At 37.1% G+C, this 18,293-nt stretch carries 16 protein-coding genes; 11 read left to right on the top strand and 5 right to left on the bottom strand.

Translation table 11 applies throughout. The features are described from left to right. Nucleotides 1-46 precede the first annotated feature (46 nt). Nucleotides 47-1,567, bottom strand: coding sequence for a succinate CoA transferase (locus CBM15_RS14570; RefSeq protein WP_087618076.1), 1,521 nt, complete (start codon nucleotides 1,565-1,567; stop codon nucleotides 47-49). A 334-nt stretch (nucleotides 1,568-1,901) separates the two neighbouring features. Further along, a complete protein-coding gene (locus CBM15_RS14565; RefSeq protein WP_087618075.1) occupies nucleotides 1,902-2,552 on the bottom strand; it encodes a LytTR family DNA-binding domain-containing protein in 651 nt (216 codons plus the stop codon). Nucleotides 2,553-3,139: 587 nt separating this feature from the next. Here CBM15_RS14565 and CBM15_RS14560 point away from each other — a divergent pair. The 3 genes from CBM15_RS14560 (at nucleotide 3,140) to CBM15_RS14550 (ending at nucleotide 5,386) form a co-directional block, all read left to right on the top strand. Further along, nucleotides 3,140-3,934 carry a helix-turn-helix transcriptional regulator gene (locus CBM15_RS14560; protein WP_087618074.1) on the top strand — a complete coding sequence of 265 codons (795 nt, stop codon included), beginning with the start codon at nucleotides 3,140-3,142 and terminating at the stop codon, nucleotides 3,932-3,934. A gap of 290 nt (nucleotides 3,935-4,224) precedes the next feature. Next, nucleotides 4,225-4,479: a hypothetical protein gene (locus tag CBM15_RS14555; protein ID WP_087618073.1), complete on the top strand. Its 255-nt coding sequence runs from the start codon at nucleotides 4,225-4,227 to the stop codon at nucleotides 4,477-4,479. A gap of 25 nt (nucleotides 4,480-4,504) precedes the next feature. Beyond that, nucleotides 4,505-5,386, top strand: coding sequence for a M15 family metallopeptidase (locus tag CBM15_RS14550; RefSeq protein ID WP_087618072.1), 882 nt, complete (start codon nucleotides 4,505-4,507; stop codon nucleotides 5,384-5,386). A gap of 121 nt (nucleotides 5,387-5,507) precedes the next feature. Here the strand turns inward: CBM15_RS14550 and cls are convergent, their stop codons facing one another. Next, nucleotides 5,508-6,974: a cardiolipin synthase gene (gene cls / locus CBM15_RS14545; RefSeq protein WP_087618071.1), complete on the bottom strand. Its 1,467-nt coding sequence runs from the start codon at nucleotides 6,972-6,974 to the stop codon at nucleotides 5,508-5,510. A gap of 81 nt (nucleotides 6,975-7,055) precedes the next feature. After that, nucleotides 7,056-7,856, bottom strand: a complete 801-nt coding sequence (locus tag CBM15_RS14540) for a YwqG family protein (protein ID WP_087618070.1) — start codon at nucleotides 7,854-7,856, stop codon at nucleotides 7,056-7,058. Nucleotides 7,857-8,338: 482 nt separating this feature from the next. Between CBM15_RS14540 and CBM15_RS19385 the strand changes: the two genes are divergently transcribed. Further along, entirely contained in the window at nucleotides 8,339-8,476 is a 138-nt protein-coding gene (locus CBM15_RS19385) for an Lmo0850 family protein (RefSeq protein ID WP_008405794.1), read from the top strand. Nucleotides 8,477-8,569: 93 nt separating this feature from the next. On the opposite strand, the gene CBM15_RS14535 is transcribed toward CBM15_RS19385, so the two are convergent. Beyond that, entirely contained in the window at nucleotides 8,570-9,760 is a 1,191-nt protein-coding gene (locus CBM15_RS14535) for an FtsW/RodA/SpoVE family cell cycle protein (RefSeq protein WP_087618069.1), read from the bottom strand. A gap of 291 nt (nucleotides 9,761-10,051) precedes the next feature. Here CBM15_RS14535 and CBM15_RS14530 point away from each other — a divergent pair, with 291 nt between their 5' ends. The 7 genes from CBM15_RS14530 to CBM15_RS14500 all read left to right on the top strand — a co-directional run bounded on the left by CBM15_RS14530 (nucleotide 10,052) and on the right by CBM15_RS14500 (nucleotide 18,255). Next, entirely contained in the window at nucleotides 10,052-10,801 is a 750-nt protein-coding gene (locus tag CBM15_RS14530) for a hypothetical protein (protein WP_087618068.1), read from the top strand. 98 nt (nucleotides 10,802-10,899) lie between these two features. Then, nucleotides 10,900-11,973: a D-alanine--D-alanine ligase gene (locus CBM15_RS14525; protein ID WP_087618067.1), complete on the top strand. Its 1,074-nt coding sequence runs from the start codon at nucleotides 10,900-10,902 to the stop codon at nucleotides 11,971-11,973. A 12-nt stretch (nucleotides 11,974-11,985) separates the two neighbouring features. Then, nucleotides 11,986-13,356, top strand: coding sequence for a UDP-N-acetylmuramoyl-tripeptide--D-alanyl-D-alanine ligase (locus CBM15_RS14520; protein WP_087618066.1), 1,371 nt, complete (start codon nucleotides 11,986-11,988; stop codon nucleotides 13,354-13,356). A gap of 90 nt (nucleotides 13,357-13,446) precedes the next feature. Then, nucleotides 13,447-14,142: an alpha/beta hydrolase gene (locus CBM15_RS14515; protein WP_087618065.1), complete on the top strand. Its 696-nt coding sequence runs from the start codon at nucleotides 13,447-13,449 to the stop codon at nucleotides 14,140-14,142. 365 nt (nucleotides 14,143-14,507) lie between these two features. After that, the gene (cshA, locus tag CBM15_RS14510) at nucleotides 14,508-16,061 is read left to right on the top strand and encodes a degradosome RNA helicase CshA (protein WP_008405787.1); all 1,554 of its coding nucleotides are present in this window, start codon (nucleotides 14,508-14,510) and stop codon (nucleotides 16,059-16,061) included. A gap of 237 nt (nucleotides 16,062-16,298) precedes the next feature. After that, entirely contained in the window at nucleotides 16,299-16,778 is a 480-nt protein-coding gene (locus CBM15_RS14505) for a PH domain-containing protein (protein WP_087618064.1), read from the top strand. Further along, entirely contained in the window at nucleotides 16,771-18,255 is a 1,485-nt protein-coding gene (locus CBM15_RS14500; protein WP_087618156.1) for a PH domain-containing protein, read from the top strand. Before CBM15_RS14505 ends, CBM15_RS14500 begins: the two co-directional genes overlap by 8 nt. Nucleotides 18,256-18,293: the final 38 nt, after the last annotated feature.

Genomic DNA, 18,293 nt, shown 5'->3' with positions numbered 1-18,293 from the left:
AAACGTTTTAAATCGTTTCAGACAAACCCTTTAACATGTAAAAAGATTAAGCGTTAGCTGTTTCTTTTTTCATTGTTTTGTTTTTAGCAAGATTTACGTGCCAAGATAGAGCTTCCTCTAAAATGTGAGGAGTGTGCGCGCCGCCAGTTGCTTCGTAAGCGCGGTTATAGTAATCCCATAACTGCTCTTTGAAATCTGGGTGAGCACAGTTTTCGATGATTAATTTTACGCGCTCTTTTGGAGCAAGTCCGCGTAAATCAGCGATACCTTGTTCCGTTACGATTACGTCTACATCGTGTTCAGTATGGTCTACGTGAGAAACCATTGGTACGATTGAAGAAATCGCGCCGCCTTTTGCGTATGATTTCGTTACGAAGATACCAAGACGAGCGTTACGTGCGAAGTCACCAGAACCGCCGATTCCGTTCATCATTTTAGTACCTGATACGTGTGTAGAGTTTACGTTACCATAAATGTCTAACTCAAGAGCAGTGTTGATTGAGATTAAGCCCAAACGACGGATAAGCTCTGGGTGGTTAGAAATTTCTTGTGGACGTAAGCAAATTTTATCAGCATACTTTTCTAAGTTGCCATAAACTTTTTTCTGTAATTCTTCTGTAAGTGTAATAGAAGTTGCAGCAGCAAAGCGTACTTTACCAGCATCAATTAAGTTGAATACTGCATCTTGTAATACTTCAGAAGCAACTACCAAGTTTTCGAATTCTGCATCAGCAAAACCGTCTAATACTGCGTTTGCTACAGAACCTACACCTGATTGTAATGGCATTAATTCATTAGTTAAACGACCCGCCTTGATTTCAGAACGGAAGAAGTCTAATAAGATGTTTGCCATGTCCTGCGTTTCCTCATCTGGAGGAACGATTAATGAAGGAGCGTCTGGCTCTTCAGAAATTACGATTGCTTTAATTTTAGCAGGATCTACTTTAATACCGATTTCACCGATACGTTGCTCAGCATTTGTCATTGGAATCGCTTCACGTTTACCTTGTTCACCCGGAACATAGATATCGTGAATACCGATTAATGCTTCAGGATGAGAGATATTTAATTCGATAATAATGTTCTCTGCATATTCAGCAAAGATCGGTGAGTTACCAACAGAGTTTGATGGAATGATCAGACCATCTTCTGTAATAGCAACAGCTTCTAAAATTAAGTGTTTAATAGGGCCGATAATTCCTTGACGTACTAACTCAGCATTGTGAGAAAGGTGTGCGTCTACATAAGAAATTTCGCCTTTGTTAACTAAACCACGCATTACCGAATCCCCTTGGAAAGGACCGCGTTTGTTAATAACACCAGAAGCAGCCAGGTAGTTATCAACTTCAGGACCTAATGAAGCCCCTGTATATACATCAATTTTGAATTTTTCATTTTTAGCACGCTCTACTAATGCCATTGGTACAACTTTAGCATCACCTGCACGAGTAAATCCTGACATCCCTACCACTGTGCCATCTTGGATTAAAGCAGCAGCTTCTTCAGCAGAAACAACTTTATCTGCTAATTGTTTTAAACCTAAACGTTTCTCAACTCGTGGATCCATTAAAAAATCCTCCCCTAATAAGTTATTTAATCGTTTGATAAACAGAAAACTTTTATAATTTTCTGTGTTTTTCACCAGGTAGTAAACCGGCATTTATGCTAATATTATCATCAAATTGTCACATTTACTTCACGCGCAACATAAAAGCGCTTAAAAGGTGTTTATTAGAGAAATTTATCGTAAAAGAGAGATAAAAACGAATTGAATGTAAAGCTGGCCGGTTGATTAATTAGCAAATTTGCACAATTAAAAATTAAGAAAATAGGTAAAAAGACCATAGGAGGGGGGAAAAGAATAAAAGCGACCCGTTTAGACGAGTCGCTTTTAAACAATTTTAGAATCCTAAAGAACGGCGGAAGTAGCTTGCATAGCGTTGGCTTACAGGAATACGTGTACCGTCTTTCATGATTAGCAGGAAAGTTGAGTGTGAATCTGGTTGGATTTCATCAATAAAATCAATATTAACAATATAAGAACGGTGGCAACGGATGAACGAATCAGGAGCTAAAAATAGTTCCAAATCACTTAAGTTCAAGCGGTGGTATCCTTCACGGTGCATCGTTTTTACAAATGTTTTACGCAATTGAGTCTCAAGATAAATTACTTGATTATGTTTAATTGGGTACCAGCAGTCATCAATTTTTACTGTAATATAATTAGTTAAAAATGGAGAAGGTTTTTGAGGGAAGATTGCTGTAATAGCGCCTTTTGTTTCACCTTCTTCGATGAGAGGCATACTCATTCCATAATAAGGAACTCCGAATACGTCCGATTCAATGTAAGAATTGATTTTTTGGCCATGCGTTAATGCTTTGTATGCAGCTGAACCTTCTTTAATCGGGTCGCCTGGTTTGATTTTTAAGTCTACTTTCTTGCTTGGCTGGTAATATAAATACTCATTTGTATCTGAAATAGCAATTGATGTATTTTCAGGGAAAAACTCTTTAATGACTTCCATAATTTCTTCTATTTGTCTTGGATCCACTTTATAACACCTCTTTATAAGCATTTTATACAATTATGAACTATTTTACTACATATTTAAAGAAATTGGGTTGGGAAGATTTTTTAAAATGAAAAATATTTTCTGTAAATCTAAAAATGGATTTTTGTCAAAAAATTTTAGTAAAAAAATAGCGTGAAAATTACTATGCTAAAAGAGTATGATTAAGCGAAATATGCAATTTTTAATTTCCTTTATTTCTATAATTGGAAGTAACCTAATAATTTTGTCCTAGAGTAATTGTTAAAATTAGGTTGAAAGCAAAACTTATAATATGGTAATATTCACTATAGTTACTAATAAAATGTACTATTATGCGGGAAATAAAGCATATTATAGATAGTATAAATATAAAATTGTATAAATAATTACTTTGCTTAATAAAAGAAATTCTACTATGGAATTTTCTTATGATTAATATAATGATATGACTTATTATGAAATGCAGACTGGCTGATGTAGGAACATAACCATTCTGCAGAATTATGACAATTACTTGTACATTTCGTATTAGGCTTGTCTTTCTAATAAGTAATAGAAGGTCATTCTGAAGAAAGATGGGGTAACTTATGCAACTACATCAATATTCAATCTCGGAAACAATTTCAAAGCGGTATTTTCAAGAGATTGACAATATCAATCAATATGCTGGTATCGAAGATTTTTTTGTTCTGGAATCTCGATTGATTTTTGAAGTTTATCATTTAGAAGTAGCCAAAGCAAAGAAGACATTACACGAAATTATAGACATATTATCCGTACGCTTCGGAAAACAAGTCATTAAAGTAGTGCGCTCATACTTTGTTACGTTATCATCAATTGTTGCGCGTAAGCTTTTAGATAATCAAGTCCCTTCTAAAAAAGCATTTGCCTTCAATTTAGCATGTGCAGATATGATTGAAAACAAGATGAAGGATGCCGAGTTTCTGCAGTTTGCAGATGACTTAATCGATTTTTATGTGTACTTTATTGCGGATCGAAAACAGCCTACGTTCCGTCACCAAACAGTAAACAAAGTAATTATGTACATAAATGATGAGCTGGAAAATGATTTAACAGTTGAAAGTATTGCAGCGAACTTCCATATTAGTACGAGTCATTTATCGCGTATTTTCCGTGAACATGTAGGTATTACTTTAGTGGAATACTTAAATGTCCGCCGTGTAGAGGAATCCCAATATTATTTACGTCATACGAATAAAAGCATTACATCAATTTCAGATCAATTCCATTTCTGCAATCAGAGTTATTTCACTAGAATTTTTAAGAAGTACACAGGTGTAACACCTAAGCATTTCCGTGATGAACTGCATCATGAATTTTTCAGATTTGAAATTCCGGAAGTAGAGTACGAAAGTGTTTAATACTCAAAATGGAATGGTGTATATAAAATGGTCCGTTAAACTTTGGGCAGATAAGTTAGTTTAATTTCCTTATTCTTTGTTTAGCTGAAAGTTTCAGAAAAAAAAGAATAATATATGAAAACTCTGCATGGTATATATTATTACATGTAGAGTTTTTTATTTGTAAACAAATTTGTACCTTTCTAAGATTTTCAAAATTGCATTATCAATTAAGCTAGTTTTATACTAAACAAAGGTTGAAAATTAGATTGCTGAAGTAGAAAACGTAATCATCATGTAAGGAGAGAATAATGAAAAAATATGAAAGAGCTATATCACTCGTATTAGTGGCAGGAGCTAGTTTAACCGCACTATTTTTTATTGTGAAACAAAATATGGAAGCAGCTATTTTAGCGATGACAATCATGTTTACGTTTACGAATTTTTTCCGTTCACGTACCTTTAAAGAAAAGGGGCATGAAAAAGAAGCAAAATGGATGCAGAAGATGTCGATGATCTTTGCGGTTTTATCGATTATTGTTTTATATATTATTGTCACAGGATAAAAATAGAAAAAGAAGGCGAAATGGAATGAACAGAAAAGCAAACAGAAAAAGTCCGATCGCAATGATTGTATCCATTTCAATTATTATTTTAATCGCGATTTTAGGATCTATTTATTATAAATTTGAATTAGCGCAAACAGAAGAAAAATCTGTTAAACCAAACGAAGTTGAAAATGTAGAGACACAAAATAAAACAAATGAAACCGCAGAACCATTGAAGCAACAAGAAGGAAATAGTGCTGATCTGCCTTCTTCAGATAAAAACGGCGAGAAGCCTCCGACAAATTCCGGAGAGCAGCCAAATCAGCAACCTGCTAAAGAAGCTCCTGTTATGGAAGAAGTGGAACTTGAAAATGGATATATTGTTGGCCAAAAGCCTGCGACAGAACCTACATTTGTGAAGGGGGTTTTAATCGCGAACAAGAAAAATCCACTACCTGCTACCTACAATAAAGGAGAAGATCCTAAAGCACGTGCAGCTTTTGAAAAGATGGCAAAGGCTGCAATGGAAGATGGACTAGAGCTTGTTGCATTTAGTGGTTTCCGTTCTTACGATTATCAAAAAACGCTATACGATCGTTATGTAAAGCGAGACGGAAAGGAAGCAGCTGATCGCTATAGTGCAAGACCTGGGTATTCCGAGCATCAGACTGGACTCGCTTTTGATATTGGGGAAAAGGGCCGTGAAGAGCTGTGGCTGACAAATGAATTCGGCCAGACTGAAGCGGGACAATGGCTGGCACAAAATGCTCATAAATACGGCTTCATTTTACGTTATCCAAAAGGAAAAGAAGATATTACAGGTTTCATGCATGAATCATGGCATTTCCGCTACTTAGAAGGCGAACTAGCTGCGAAGGTATATGAAGCAGGCGTAACGCTGGAAGAATATTTAGGAATACAATGATACTTGAAGCTGGAATATAAACGAAAAAACCAATTTTCTCACAAGGAGGAAATTGGTTTTTTACTATGTGTAAAAGGAATATCAGTTCACCTGATCTACCTTCACGCTTACTTCCATTCCCTTATAATATAGGTGATAATAAACGGGAAATGGATTCTTTGAATTTAATAAAATTGGAACGGTTTTTATACAGTTCAAATGTGAGCTCGGAGCAGTCTAATATATCACTTTCAAATATTTCAGCAAGGCGGTGAGCCAATAACCTGTCATAAAGAAGAGCGTTCACTTCAAAATTTAAACTAAAGCTCCGCACATCAATGTTTGCAGTGCCAACTGAAGCAATCTCATCATCTACAACAATCATCTTGGCATGAATAAAGCCTTTCTCATAATGATACACCTTGGCTCCCGCCTCAACGAGTGGCCCTACATATGAATAAGTCGCCCAATAGACAAACAAATGGTCAGGTTTATTTGGAATCATAATCCGTACATCGAGTCCGGATAGGGCAGCGATTCGAATAGCGTCAAAAAACGATTCATCTGGAATGAAATACGGGGACTGTATGTACACGTATTTTTTTGCATTCGTAATTAAATGCAAGTAGTTGTTTTTAATTACTTCCCATTCTGTATCCGGTCCACTTGAAATAATTTGGAGAGCGGCCGTTCCTTTTTGAGGGATAATCGGAAAGTAACGCTCCGCATAACAAATATCATTTTTGGCGCTTGCCTGATTCCAGTCCAAAATGAAGCGAGTCTGTAATGGATGGACAGCACTCCCTTCAATACGCAGATGGGTATCCCGCCAGTAGCCGAAACGATCCGATAAACTTAAATATTCGTCCCCAACATTAAATCCTCCGATATAGCCGATACGCCCGTCTATTATGGAAATTTTTCTATGATTTCTAAAGTTTAAGCGTGGATTGATGAGAGGTAAAATCGAAGGGAAGAACACTTCTACTTCACCGCCAGCTTCGATCAGCTCTTTAAAATGCCGCTTCCGAACTCCGCGTGAGCCCATTTCATCAAATAGTACTCTTACTTTTACACCTTGTTTAGCCTTTTTGATTAAAGCATTTACAATGCGTTGGCCCAAATTATCCAGTTTGAAAATATAGTATTGAATATGAATATGGTTTTTCGCATGTAAAATATCATTGATAAGTGCTTCGAACTTGTCACTGCCGTCAACGAAAATTTTTACATCGTTATCTTGTGTCAGGACAGCGTTGTTTGTTTTTAAATTCATATAAATGAGATGATTATAACTTTTAATATGTTCTACACGTAGCTCTAGTTCATTATTCTCGATTGCTTCAATTTGATAACTGATCAGTTGTTCAATTCCGATATCTTTTCTTCCATCCCAACGGAATAAATGTTTTTTTCTCAATTGTCTACCTAATAATAAATAGAGGAAAAATCCAACAAACGGTAAGAAAAAAAGAACGAGCAACCATGCCCAAGTCGATGAAGGCTTTTTGCGCTCTAAAAAAATGACAGTCAGGGCAAAAAGAATATTTATAAACATAATAAGTGGTACTAAAATGGAACTTTGTGTAATTGCGCTCAAAAGATTCACCTACTTTCCTTCTTTCTTATCATTATAGCCTATGGAAGCAAAACAAAAAAAGAAACACTTCAAGCGAGTGCTTCTAAACGTTTAGTATTCCTCAACATGGAAGTAAATATCCGAGAAATCGCGTTGCGCCAATTTTTCGGAGTTGATGAAGAAGCTGATAATACCGCTATCTCCCCACATAATATTTTGTTCATCGTTTGAAACGATTTGCAGTAATAATGTGTCATAGTGCTGTAAATAGGGCGATGTTTTTCTGAAATCCTGATGGATAAAATATGGATAGCCCCCAATTTTATGTTCGGCTGCTAAATAACTTTCCAAATATACATCCTGGAATGAACGGTCATCCAGTGTAATAGGTGCATCCATAATTTCAGGTTTGAAATAATTATTTAATCTGTAATCCATTGCCGATACCGGTTCGAATTGTGATTTAGGAATAAGCTTCATTTCCTGTTGAATTGGGAAACTGCTGAAGTTTACATCTTCTAAATAGGTGAAATCATGAATAAATTTATTATAGTGACCTTGATAAGGTATATATTGTACTTTAAAATAACGGCATTCCGAATGAAACTTTTCCTTTTCATAACATTGTTGGGGAATATAAAATTGCAATATACCATCTTGTGGAAATGGGTGATCCAGCTGGATTTCCGCAAAGTTAAGCTGTGCCAAAAATAGCATATAGCGATTTTGATTGTCTTTTGGATGTTCCATTTTGTTTGTTAGAAACGGAAGACCGGCAAATTTGCTTTCATGCAAAAATGAAGGTTGTTTCACCGGGTTCAAAATGGCTGCTTGTTCAGCTGAGTGACTTAAACTCGTATGATAATGGGTCAATTCTTTTGGAATATAAATGTTTTTTTCTATATGTGACATTTGAAGTTCCTCCTACTGAAGTAACATCTATGTGAAATGATTAACTTAAAGGGTCGCACGAACGGAAATCTGTTTATTCCTAATCGGTTTTACTTCACAAAAAATGGTCATGATATTTTACAATATTTCCATTTGTAATTTTTGTTAAACATGGTTGGGGATACAATACAATCCCTTTTAACTACACGTGGGAAATGAAATTATTAAATAACATGTATTCGAGAAGTTTATGTAAATTATTTCAAAAGTAATTATAAAACTTACAAGGAATAATTTTTTTAAAATAAATTTAAATAAGTTTATTATTGCTTAAAAACGGTTAAGTTTAATTATGTTTTAGATTTGTCACAAAACAGGAAAGAAAAATAAGATTTTACGTGGTAATATATGAAGTATTAGAAGGTCTGACCTTATTAATTTGAAACTTTTAACATGAAAAATCGTTATATATATTAACAAAGGAAAGTTTGAGGTGTAATCAAATGGCGAAAGAGATTGATTTAAAGCGTATTGTTACAAACTTATCAAAATTAGGTGTTACGGCGACAGTTACGAAATCTCGTCTTGAGCTTTTAAAAGTTTTAACACCACCAACACAAACTCCACAAGCGCAAAATTAATGAAAGTAAGGAGAGATGAAACCTTGTTCGTCATCCGTTATTTTCATATGAAGCAATAAGAAAGGACCCGCGATATGCACGGGTCCTTTTGTTTTATTCATCGTCGGGATCATTTGTTGTAAACATATATGTTCGGTAATGAAACTTCATACTATATACAAGACCGATCGCTAAGGCATTCCCCATCATCGAACTACCTCCATAGCTAATGAAAGGTAACGGAATACCGGTAATTGGCAGTAATTGTATCGTCATGCCGATGTTTTCAAATACATGGAATGTAATCATGGCGATAATTCCTGCACATACATAAGTACAGAATGGATCTTTTAACAATAATGTCATTTTCGTTAAGTGATAAATTAACAGGAAGTATAGACAAATAACAGCGCTTGCACCGATAAAGCCCCATTCTTCGCCAATTACAGCAAAGATAAAGTCAGTATGATTTTCTGCAACATAAACTTCACGCGCCATGAATCCTTTACCGAAAACCTCACCGGAGCCAATTGCATTTAGTGAAGTTATTAAATGATAGCCGTCTGATGTCGCATATTCGTATGGATTGATCCATGAATAAATACGGGCGAATTGGTATGGCTGGAATCCAAATGTCTTTTCCAGGAAGTCCTGCATATACAGTGCCATCCATAATAACGACCCGCCTATAACTGCTGCTCCGCCAAACAACGGTAAAACAATTTTCCAAGTGACACCTGCCACGATCACAAGTGCTGCAGTAATGGCAAAAAATACTAGAGCAGAACCTAAATCTGGCTGCATCATAATGAAGCCAAGCGGTACTGCCAACGTTAACCCAATTTTGCCGAGCAGCAATAAATCGGATTTAATCGTTTTAATCTGGTAATTTTCATTGTGCTTACTAATTAAAAAGGCAGAAGCTAAAATATAGAACGTCTTCATAAATTCGGCAGGCTGAATATTACCGATTGGTGTTTTGAACCAGCTCTTTGCTCCGTTTGTTTCGACAGTTAAACCGGTTGATGTCGGAATAACAACAAGGGCAATTAATAATAAAATTCCGAAACCGTACAAAGGCCATGCCATTTTTTTATACTGATCCGGGTCAAAGTACATGACAAAGGCAACAATAAAGGCAAAAATAGCGTAGTTTATTATTTGTTTCGGTATGAAATTTATTCCATATTGACCGGAAGTTTGTGCAGATGCGATTGCAAGAACACTTACCCCCAAAAATATGATTAGGATGGTAGTGAGCGGCCAGTCGAACCGTTTATTAAAATTGTAATTGTTTGTATCCATTCGTTTCACCTTAAATTATTAAATTTAACCCGTTAATGGGCTAGAAGATACCAACAAATTGAAGGTTCTTTATATGGGCACAACATTTCCCGGTAAAAGAATTGCATATAGGAAAGTTTTCACGGGAATTGCTGTAATGTTTTAAGCTTTATTTACTTTATCATATTCTTATAAAAATTACTTTAGTAAGACTAATTTAAAAGTTGGACGAAACAGGTGAGAAAATGTTTCAAATTTGAATGAGAAGTCATATAATAATCATATTATTCATATTAAAGGGGCGTGCAAATCGTGGCGAAGAAAATGAAATCTGCTGAAGATTTTATGCATCATTTATATATTCATATGAACGATGTCGAACATTTTGTTATTTATAGTGGTCTTACACTGAAGGAATTTATGGTTTCGGTCGAGCCCGTAAAAAATGTTCTGTTATTAAAGCACGCGTACGACAACGGCTCTTTTAATATGCATACACAATTTGATTTTGTAACAAATGAAGATATGCGCGATTTTCTAAAAAAGGAAAGCGACTTAAAGAAAGATTTATGCTGGGTAGATTTTACGACAGAGAAAAACATTAATACATTAACTCCCCTTGAACAAGCAGAGCTTCTGTATTTAAGTCATAAGCGTGAACCGCTTGCATCACCCTTTTTCAGCAAATTGCAAAATCGCTATGCTTATTACTCTTCTGTAACTGACAAAATGACAAAAGTATATTATCGTTTTATAGGCGATTCTGAAATACTTGTTTCGAATCTATTTAATCGAATGATAAGAGATAAAGAAGGTGTTGGAAGCTTTTGGAGAAGAAAGAGTAAAAACAACTCACCGACAATCGATCCTTCTACATTAAGACTATATCGGCCTTTTGTTAAGGAAGGCGCATTGCTGTCATTATATAAACTAGATAAACCAAATTCCCATTATGGAATCGAAATTAGACTGCTGAGTGATTATGATTATCCGGATGAAGTTTGGGACGATTTAGATGAAATATTAAAACAAGGCTATGATGAATTAATACAAATTAGTTGACACTCACAGCGAACAGGGCAGTGGGTGTTTTTTATCCGATTTCAGCGTTTTGTGTATTCGTGATAAAATAAGGTTAGTGAAAACTGGAGGTCAAAAAAATGAAAAAAAGAATTGGTTTATTATATGGTGGTAAGTCAGCCGAGCATGAAGTATCACTTTCAACTGCAAAGGCAGTAACACAAGCATTGGATTTTAATGAGTTTGACGTTTTCCCGATTTTTATTACATTGAAGGGGGAATGGCGTGTTGGACCTCAGTTAACAGAACCCGCTCAAACGATTGAACAATTGCAATTTACAGCAGCATCAGACCATTCTGAAAATAATATTACGCAATTCATTGCAAAACATATGGAAAGTCCATTTGATGTAATCTTCCCTTTACTGCACGGCACGAACGGTGAAGACGGAACAGTACAGGGCTTTTTGGAAGTACTGAACATTCCTTATGTAGGGAACGGTGTTCTTGGCTCTGCAGCAGGTATGGATAAGGTAGTTATGAAACAGTTGTTTGAAATGGCAAAATTGCCGCAATTACCTTATGAATACTTTATTCGAAGTGAATGGGAGCGGGAAAAAGAAGCTTGGATCAAAAGATGCGAACAATCTTTAGGTTATCCAATGTTCGTTAAGCCAGCTAACTTAGGATCAAGTGTAGGGATTAGCAAAGCGACAAATTCAGCGGAACTAGAAAAAGCTGTCCAATTTGCACTCCAATATGACCGCAAAATTGTAATTGAACAGGGCGTCACTGCACGTGAAATTGAGCTTGCTGTGTTAGGGAATGATACACCAAATGTTTCAGTAGCAGGTGAGATTAAGCCGATGACTGAGTTTTATGATTATGATTCAAAATATAAAGATGGCTCGACGGCATTAATTATTCCGGCACCATTGCAAAACGATGTCTATACAAACTTGGTTGATATGGCGAAAAGAGCATTCAAAGCAATTGACGGAGCCGGGTTAGTGCGCGCGGATTTCTTCGTAACTGAAAACAACGAAATTTACATTAATGAAGTAAATACGATGCCAGGATTCACACCGGTCAGCATGTACCCGTTACTGTGGCAGCATACAGATGTAACATATCCGCAGTTAATTAAAGAGCTGATTGATTTTGCGGTGGAACGTTATACAGAAAAACAACAGCTTCAATACAACAGAGATTGAGTGGGATAAAAAGTGAAAAAAAGTTTACAGCAAATTGCAGAATGGTTAACGATAGAAAATCAGTCATTTCCTGAAACAATTGTCACAGGGGTCTCCATTGATACACGGACAATTACGAAAGGGGATTTATTTATTCCTTTCCGCGGAGAAGCCGTTAATGGACACCGATTTGTCGAGCAGGCATTTGAAAAAGGTGCGGCAGCTTCTTTATGGATGATCGACGAGCCGAATCCCCCGGCACATTTGCCATTAATTTTCGTGGAAGACCCAGAGCTTGCACTTCAAAAAATGGCAGAGTGTTACCGTAATGAGCATCAAGCGATATTTATCGGGATTACCGGCTCAAACGGTAAAACTTCGTCAAAAGATATTTTGGCGGGAGCTCTTTCTCCTTACTTTAAAGTACAAAAAACGATCGGGAATTTTAATAATCAGCTCGGTTTGCCGATCACGATTTTACAGCTTGATGAGGACACGGAAGTTTCCGTATTGGAAATGGGGATGAGCGGTTTCGGTGAGATTGAATTTTTAACGAAGCTTGCACGACCACATTATGCCATTATTACAAATATCGGTGAAGCACATATGCAAGATTTAGGATCGCGTGAAGGAATTGCGAAGGCGAAGTTTGAAATTGTAAAAGGGTTGTCTGAAGAAGGGATTCTCTTTTATGACGGTGATGAGCCGTTACTTCAGAACTTAGTTGCCAAAACACCGCATTTAAAAACACAGGCATTTGGCTTTAGCCAGGAACTGAATTTGGCAGCGTCTCAAATTAAAGCGACAGCACAAGGAAGCAGCTTCCATGTAGAAGGATTAATACAAGGTGATTTCTTTATTTCAGTTTTAGGGGAACACCAAGTAAAGAATACATTAAGTGCAATGCTGGTAAGTAAGGCACTAGGTTTGACTGACGAACAAATCCGCGAAGCATTAAAGAAAGTAGCTTTAACTGATATGCGGATGCAGCTTGTTCCGGTCGGTGATTTATTATTTATTAATGATGCATATAATGCAGCGCCAACATCGATGCATGCAGCGATCCAATTTGTCGAGCAAACGACAATCCGCAATGAAAAGTGGCTTGTACTTGGTGATATGCTTGAGCTTGGAAACGATGAAAAACAGATGCATGAAGGAATTGCCGCACATATTCATCCTAAAGAAATACGCTATGTTTGCTTGTATGGCCCGCGCATGAAGTGGCTCTATAATAAACTGCAAGAAACATTTGATGCTGAGCATTTAGTGTATTCCGAAAATGAGTACGCACCGATTATCGAAAAAATTCAATCTCATGCAACAAACGAGTCCATCCTTTTAGTTAAAGGTTCCCGTGGAATGCAGTTGGAGAAAATTATCCATTCAATCGAGTTAGCCTAGTGCTAGCTCGTTTTTTTAGTGCAAAAGCTTTTTTCTACTCGAAATGTCGATTATTATAATTACTAACAGCTCATGGAAGCAGGTGAACTAATGAAAATCGGCGTTCTATTTTTACATGGATTTTCAGGTGGACCGTATGAAGTACAGCCATTTGCACATTATATAGAGCAACGAATAGATTGGGTCGTAAGTATTCCGACATTTTCAGGCCACGGTGATGCAGAAAATTTGGCAATGAAAGGCTATAAAGCAGAACACTGGATGATGGAAGCGGAAATCGCATATCGGCAGTTGAAAAAGCAAGTAGATGAAGTCATTGTCGTCGGCTTTTCAATGGGTGGTGTCATTGCGATGTACTTATCTATACGTTACCCAGTAAAAAAGTTGGTACTCCTAAGTGCTGCAGCCAAGTATGTGAGTCCTACTCAGTTAGTAAAAGATGTTCGAGCGATTGCTCAGGATATGGTGCACAAAAAGTTAGAAGAAAATGAATTGGTTGCACGGTACAAATTTAAATTTAAAAATGTTCCGTTATCAGCGACGATTGAATTTATGAAGGTCGTGAAAAAAACGGAACCGTATATAAAAAACATTCAGTGTCCTACCTTTATCGTACAAGGGGAGCTGGATGGTATTGTACCAAGTGCAACCGCACATTTTTTATTTCAACAAATTCAGTCGCAACAAAAGCAAATGTATATTTCAGATTGTGGAAAACATCATATTTGTTACAGTGATGATTGTGAGCAATGGTTTGATCAAGTGTATCAATTTTTAATGGAGTAATAAATATCTGACTATTTTGATACAAAGCAATATCATTGCATACCGTTACAACCCATGTTAGACTAATAAAAGCAATGGATACATTTTGTGCGAAGACTCTTCAGACTTATGGGTGAAGAGTACTTTTTTTTGATAAACGGTTTTATTCTATTTTTACACGAGCATTACCCAATTAGAAACAGTAGAATTGAACCGCTCGGCAATGACCGGGCTTTCCTTTTCATATAAGAGACTCTGCATATGAAGCAGAGAGAATTTTTAAGTAACGGAAACGTTCCACATACAATGGCTCGAAAATTTGCCGCCATTTCATCTGAAAATGTAACCATTTGTCAACTTATACAGGAAAAAGGAGAATGAAGAGTTTGACAAATTTTTCAGAATTAAACATTAGTGAATCGACATTACGTTCTATTAAGCGTATGGGGTTTGAAGAAGCAACACCAATCCAAGAAGGAACAGTTACGTTTGCAATGGCTGGCCGTGATGTTTTAGGCCAAGCACAAACAGGTACTGGTAAAACAGCTGCATTTGGTATTCCTTTAATCGAGAAAATCGATCCGAAAAATCCAAATATCCAAGCTTTGGTAATTGCTCCGACTCGCGAATTAGCAATCCAAGTTTCAGAAGAACTTTATAAATTAGGTTATGACAAGCGCGTAAAATTATTATCAGTTTACGGAGGTCAAGAAATTGGCCGTCAAATCCGCGCATTAAAAAACAAACCTCAAATTATTGTAGGTACACCGGGTCGTATTCAAGACCATATTAACCGTCGTACATTACGTTTAGACGAAGTGCAAACTTTAGTTTTAGACGAAGCGGACGAAATGTTAAACATGGGCTTCATCGATGATATTAATGCGATTTTAGAAAACGTACCATCAGATCGCCAAACATTACTATTCTCAGCGACAATGCCTCCAGCAATCCGTAAAATTGCAGAGACATTCATGAAAGATCCTGAAATCGTAAAAATTAAAGCGAAAGAATTAACAATGGAAAACATTGAACAATTCTTCGTAAAAGCAACAGAGCGCGAAAAATTCGATGCTTTATCTCGTCTATTGGATTCACAAAAACCAGAATTAGCAATCATCTTCGGTCGTACAAAACGCCGTGTTGATGAGTTAAGCCAAGCTTTAGGTTTACGTGGCTTCTTAGCGGAAGGTATCCACGGTGATTTATCTCAAGCAAAACGTATTTCTGTTTTACGTCAGTTTAAAGAAGGTAAAATCGATATTTTAATCGCAACAGACGTTGCAGCTCGTGGATTGGATATTTCAGGTGTAACGCATGTTTACAACTTTGACATTCCACAAGATCCTGAATCATACGTTCACCGTATAGGTCGTACAGGCCGTGCAGGTAAATCAGGTGTTGCAGTAACTTTCGTAACACCTCGTGAAATGGGTTACTTACGCATCGTAGAAGAAACTACGAAAAAACGTATGACTCCTTTACGTCCACCTTCATCTGAAGAAGCATTAGTAGGCTTACAAGAAGATGCAATGCAATCATTGGTGGAATTAGTTCAAAATAATGATTTAGGTACTTACCGTGAGTTAGCAGCTAAGTTATTGGAAAATAACGATGCACTTGACTTAGTAGCAGCTGCTCTTAAATCAATTACTAAAGAACCTGATGCTACACCAGTATCTTTATCGGAAGAACGTCCATTACCAATGCGTCGTGACCGTTCACAAGGTGGCGGAGGCCGTGGCCGTGGCGGTAATGACCGTAACCGTGGTGGTGGCAACCGTGGCGGTGGTGACCGTCGCGGAGGAGATCGCCGTCGTGAAGGTGGCGGAGGCGGAAGCCGTTCTGGTAGCGGAAGTCGTGATGGAGGTCGTCGTGAAGGCGGTGCTCGTCGCGAAGGTTCTCGTGATCGTCGTCCACGTCCACGTCGCGAAGACTAATACTATTTCTACACACCAACGATTTTCTCGTTGGTGTGTTTTTTTTTTTTTTTTTTATGGAAAATTTTATATAAATATATTTTCCGGGAAATAAAATTTTTATAAATTATTTAACAAATTTACCAATTAACTATACTATGAGGGAAGGGGATTGTTTTATCATCCTAGTTAGAACAGAATGAAACATTTAAGCTGTTAATACGTATAGCATAATATAGAGAAAGAGGTGTAGGGCTAGTGAGAGAACAACCAAAGTTTCAGTTACCTAAAAAAGCGCAAACAGTGTGGCGACTATATGGAATCATTCAAACTTTTATTATCGCTCTTTTAACAGGCGGCATCGTATTTTTAACAGTTCGATTTGATTGGCCGCAATGGATTATGTGGATTGCCATCGCGCTCGTATTGTTATCCATTGCATTTTCAGTTATTGTATTCCCGAGCATTCGTTGGGGAATTTGGCGTTATGAAGTACGAGAACAGGAAATTGAAATTCAAAGTGGCCTGTTTGTCGTAAAACGGACTTTAATACCGATGGTGCGTGTTCAACATGTTGATACAGAGCAGGGACCGATATTAAAAAAATACATGTTAGCGAATATATCGATTTCTTCGGCGGCAACAGTACATACAATTCCTATGTTGAAAGTTGAAGATGCTGATGAATTGAGGACAAAAATCTCTGAACTTGCAAGGGTGGCGGAAGATGATGTTTAAAGAGAAATATAAACTTCATCCTGTAACGGCAATCATCAATGTAGTAAAAGCATTGAAAGATCTCCTTATCCCAATCATTATCATTGTTGCGGCGAACGGCTTTAATATTAATTTGGATTATCGAAGCGAAACATTTTTCAGCGAAATGATTCCACTCTTTATTTTAGTAATCGTCTTATCGGTAACGGTAGTGAGCGGTTTGATTAAGTGGTGGACATTTGTATATTGGTTTGAAGATAGTGAACTCCGTGTGGAATACGGTCTGTTTATAAAGAAAAAGCGCTACATTCCATTTGATCGTATTCAAAACTTGAATTATAAAGAAGGTATTTTTCACCGGTTGTTCAAGCTTGTACAAGTACAAGTGGAAACGGCGGGAAGTAAAGATGGGAAACCGGAAGCGGAGTTGACAGCGGTAACGAAAGCTGCGGCAGATGAAGTAGAAATTCAAATGAAAAAGGCGAAAACGAAACAAAAACTGCCGGTTGAAAGTGACCTGGTACAAGTAGCTGAAGAGGATGAGCCAGAGCCGGCATCAGTTATATTACACAAAATGAAAGTACCGGAGCTGTTATTATTAGCGACGACTTCCAGCGGTGTGGGAGTAGTACTTGCCGGTGTCTTTGCTGTCCTTTCCCAATTTGCGGAGTTTATCCCTTTTGACTTGATTTATGATGAGTTGGCATTTTTAGTGGAATACGGCTATATCGTCGTTATGATTTTAATCGCTCTTGCACTTATACTGGCATGGGGAGTTTCTGTCGGCTTGACCTTTTTAAATTATTATAACTTTACGGTGAGCAAGCAGCATGATCGGTTAATTATTACACGAGGATTAATCGAAAAAAAACGTGTGACAATCCCGTTAAACCGGGTGCAGGCAATTAAACTGGCAGAAAACCCTTTCCAGCAACTGCTGGGCTTAGCTTCTGTTGCGGTAGAAAGTGCTGGTGGAGGATTTAGCGGGGAAAATGATAAGAAAATCATTTTGTTTCCGCTAATTGCAAAAAAAGAAGTATTTGCACCTTTGGCAGAACTGTTTCCTGAATATGATTTTCAAGTTAACCAAATTGTTCAGCCGCCGAAAAAAGCACAGCCTTTTTTCTATCGGATTGATTTTGTATGGTTAGTTCCGTTAATTGGCGCAGTTTCTTACTTCTTTTACCCATATGGACTGCTGTCATTATTGCTGATCGTTCCGATTATTCTACTTGGAAGATGGCAATTTAAGACGACCGGATTTACGGTGAAAGATCAGCAAATAACGATTGTATCGCGGCTTGTAAGTCGTGTAACGTTTTATGCTTTAAAGAAACGTGTGCAAATTACGCAAGGAAGTCAAACGTATTTCCAAAAGCGGCGAAATATAGGATCTGTAAAAATTATAGTGATGTCAGGTATAGCCGGAGCTTCAGCGACTGCACGTCATGTGGAGCAACGGGAAGTGGAAAAAATACTGACATGGTATGAACACTAAAAAACAGGATCCGCGAAAATTACTTTCGCGGATCCTGT

The organism is Solibacillus kalamii, from assembly GCF_002174535.1.
In the GTDB taxonomy this organism is placed as follows: domain Bacteria; phylum Bacillota; class Bacilli; order Bacillales_A; family Planococcaceae; genus Solibacillus; species Solibacillus silvestris.
This window is presented reverse-complemented; position numbering and strand designations above follow the sequence as displayed.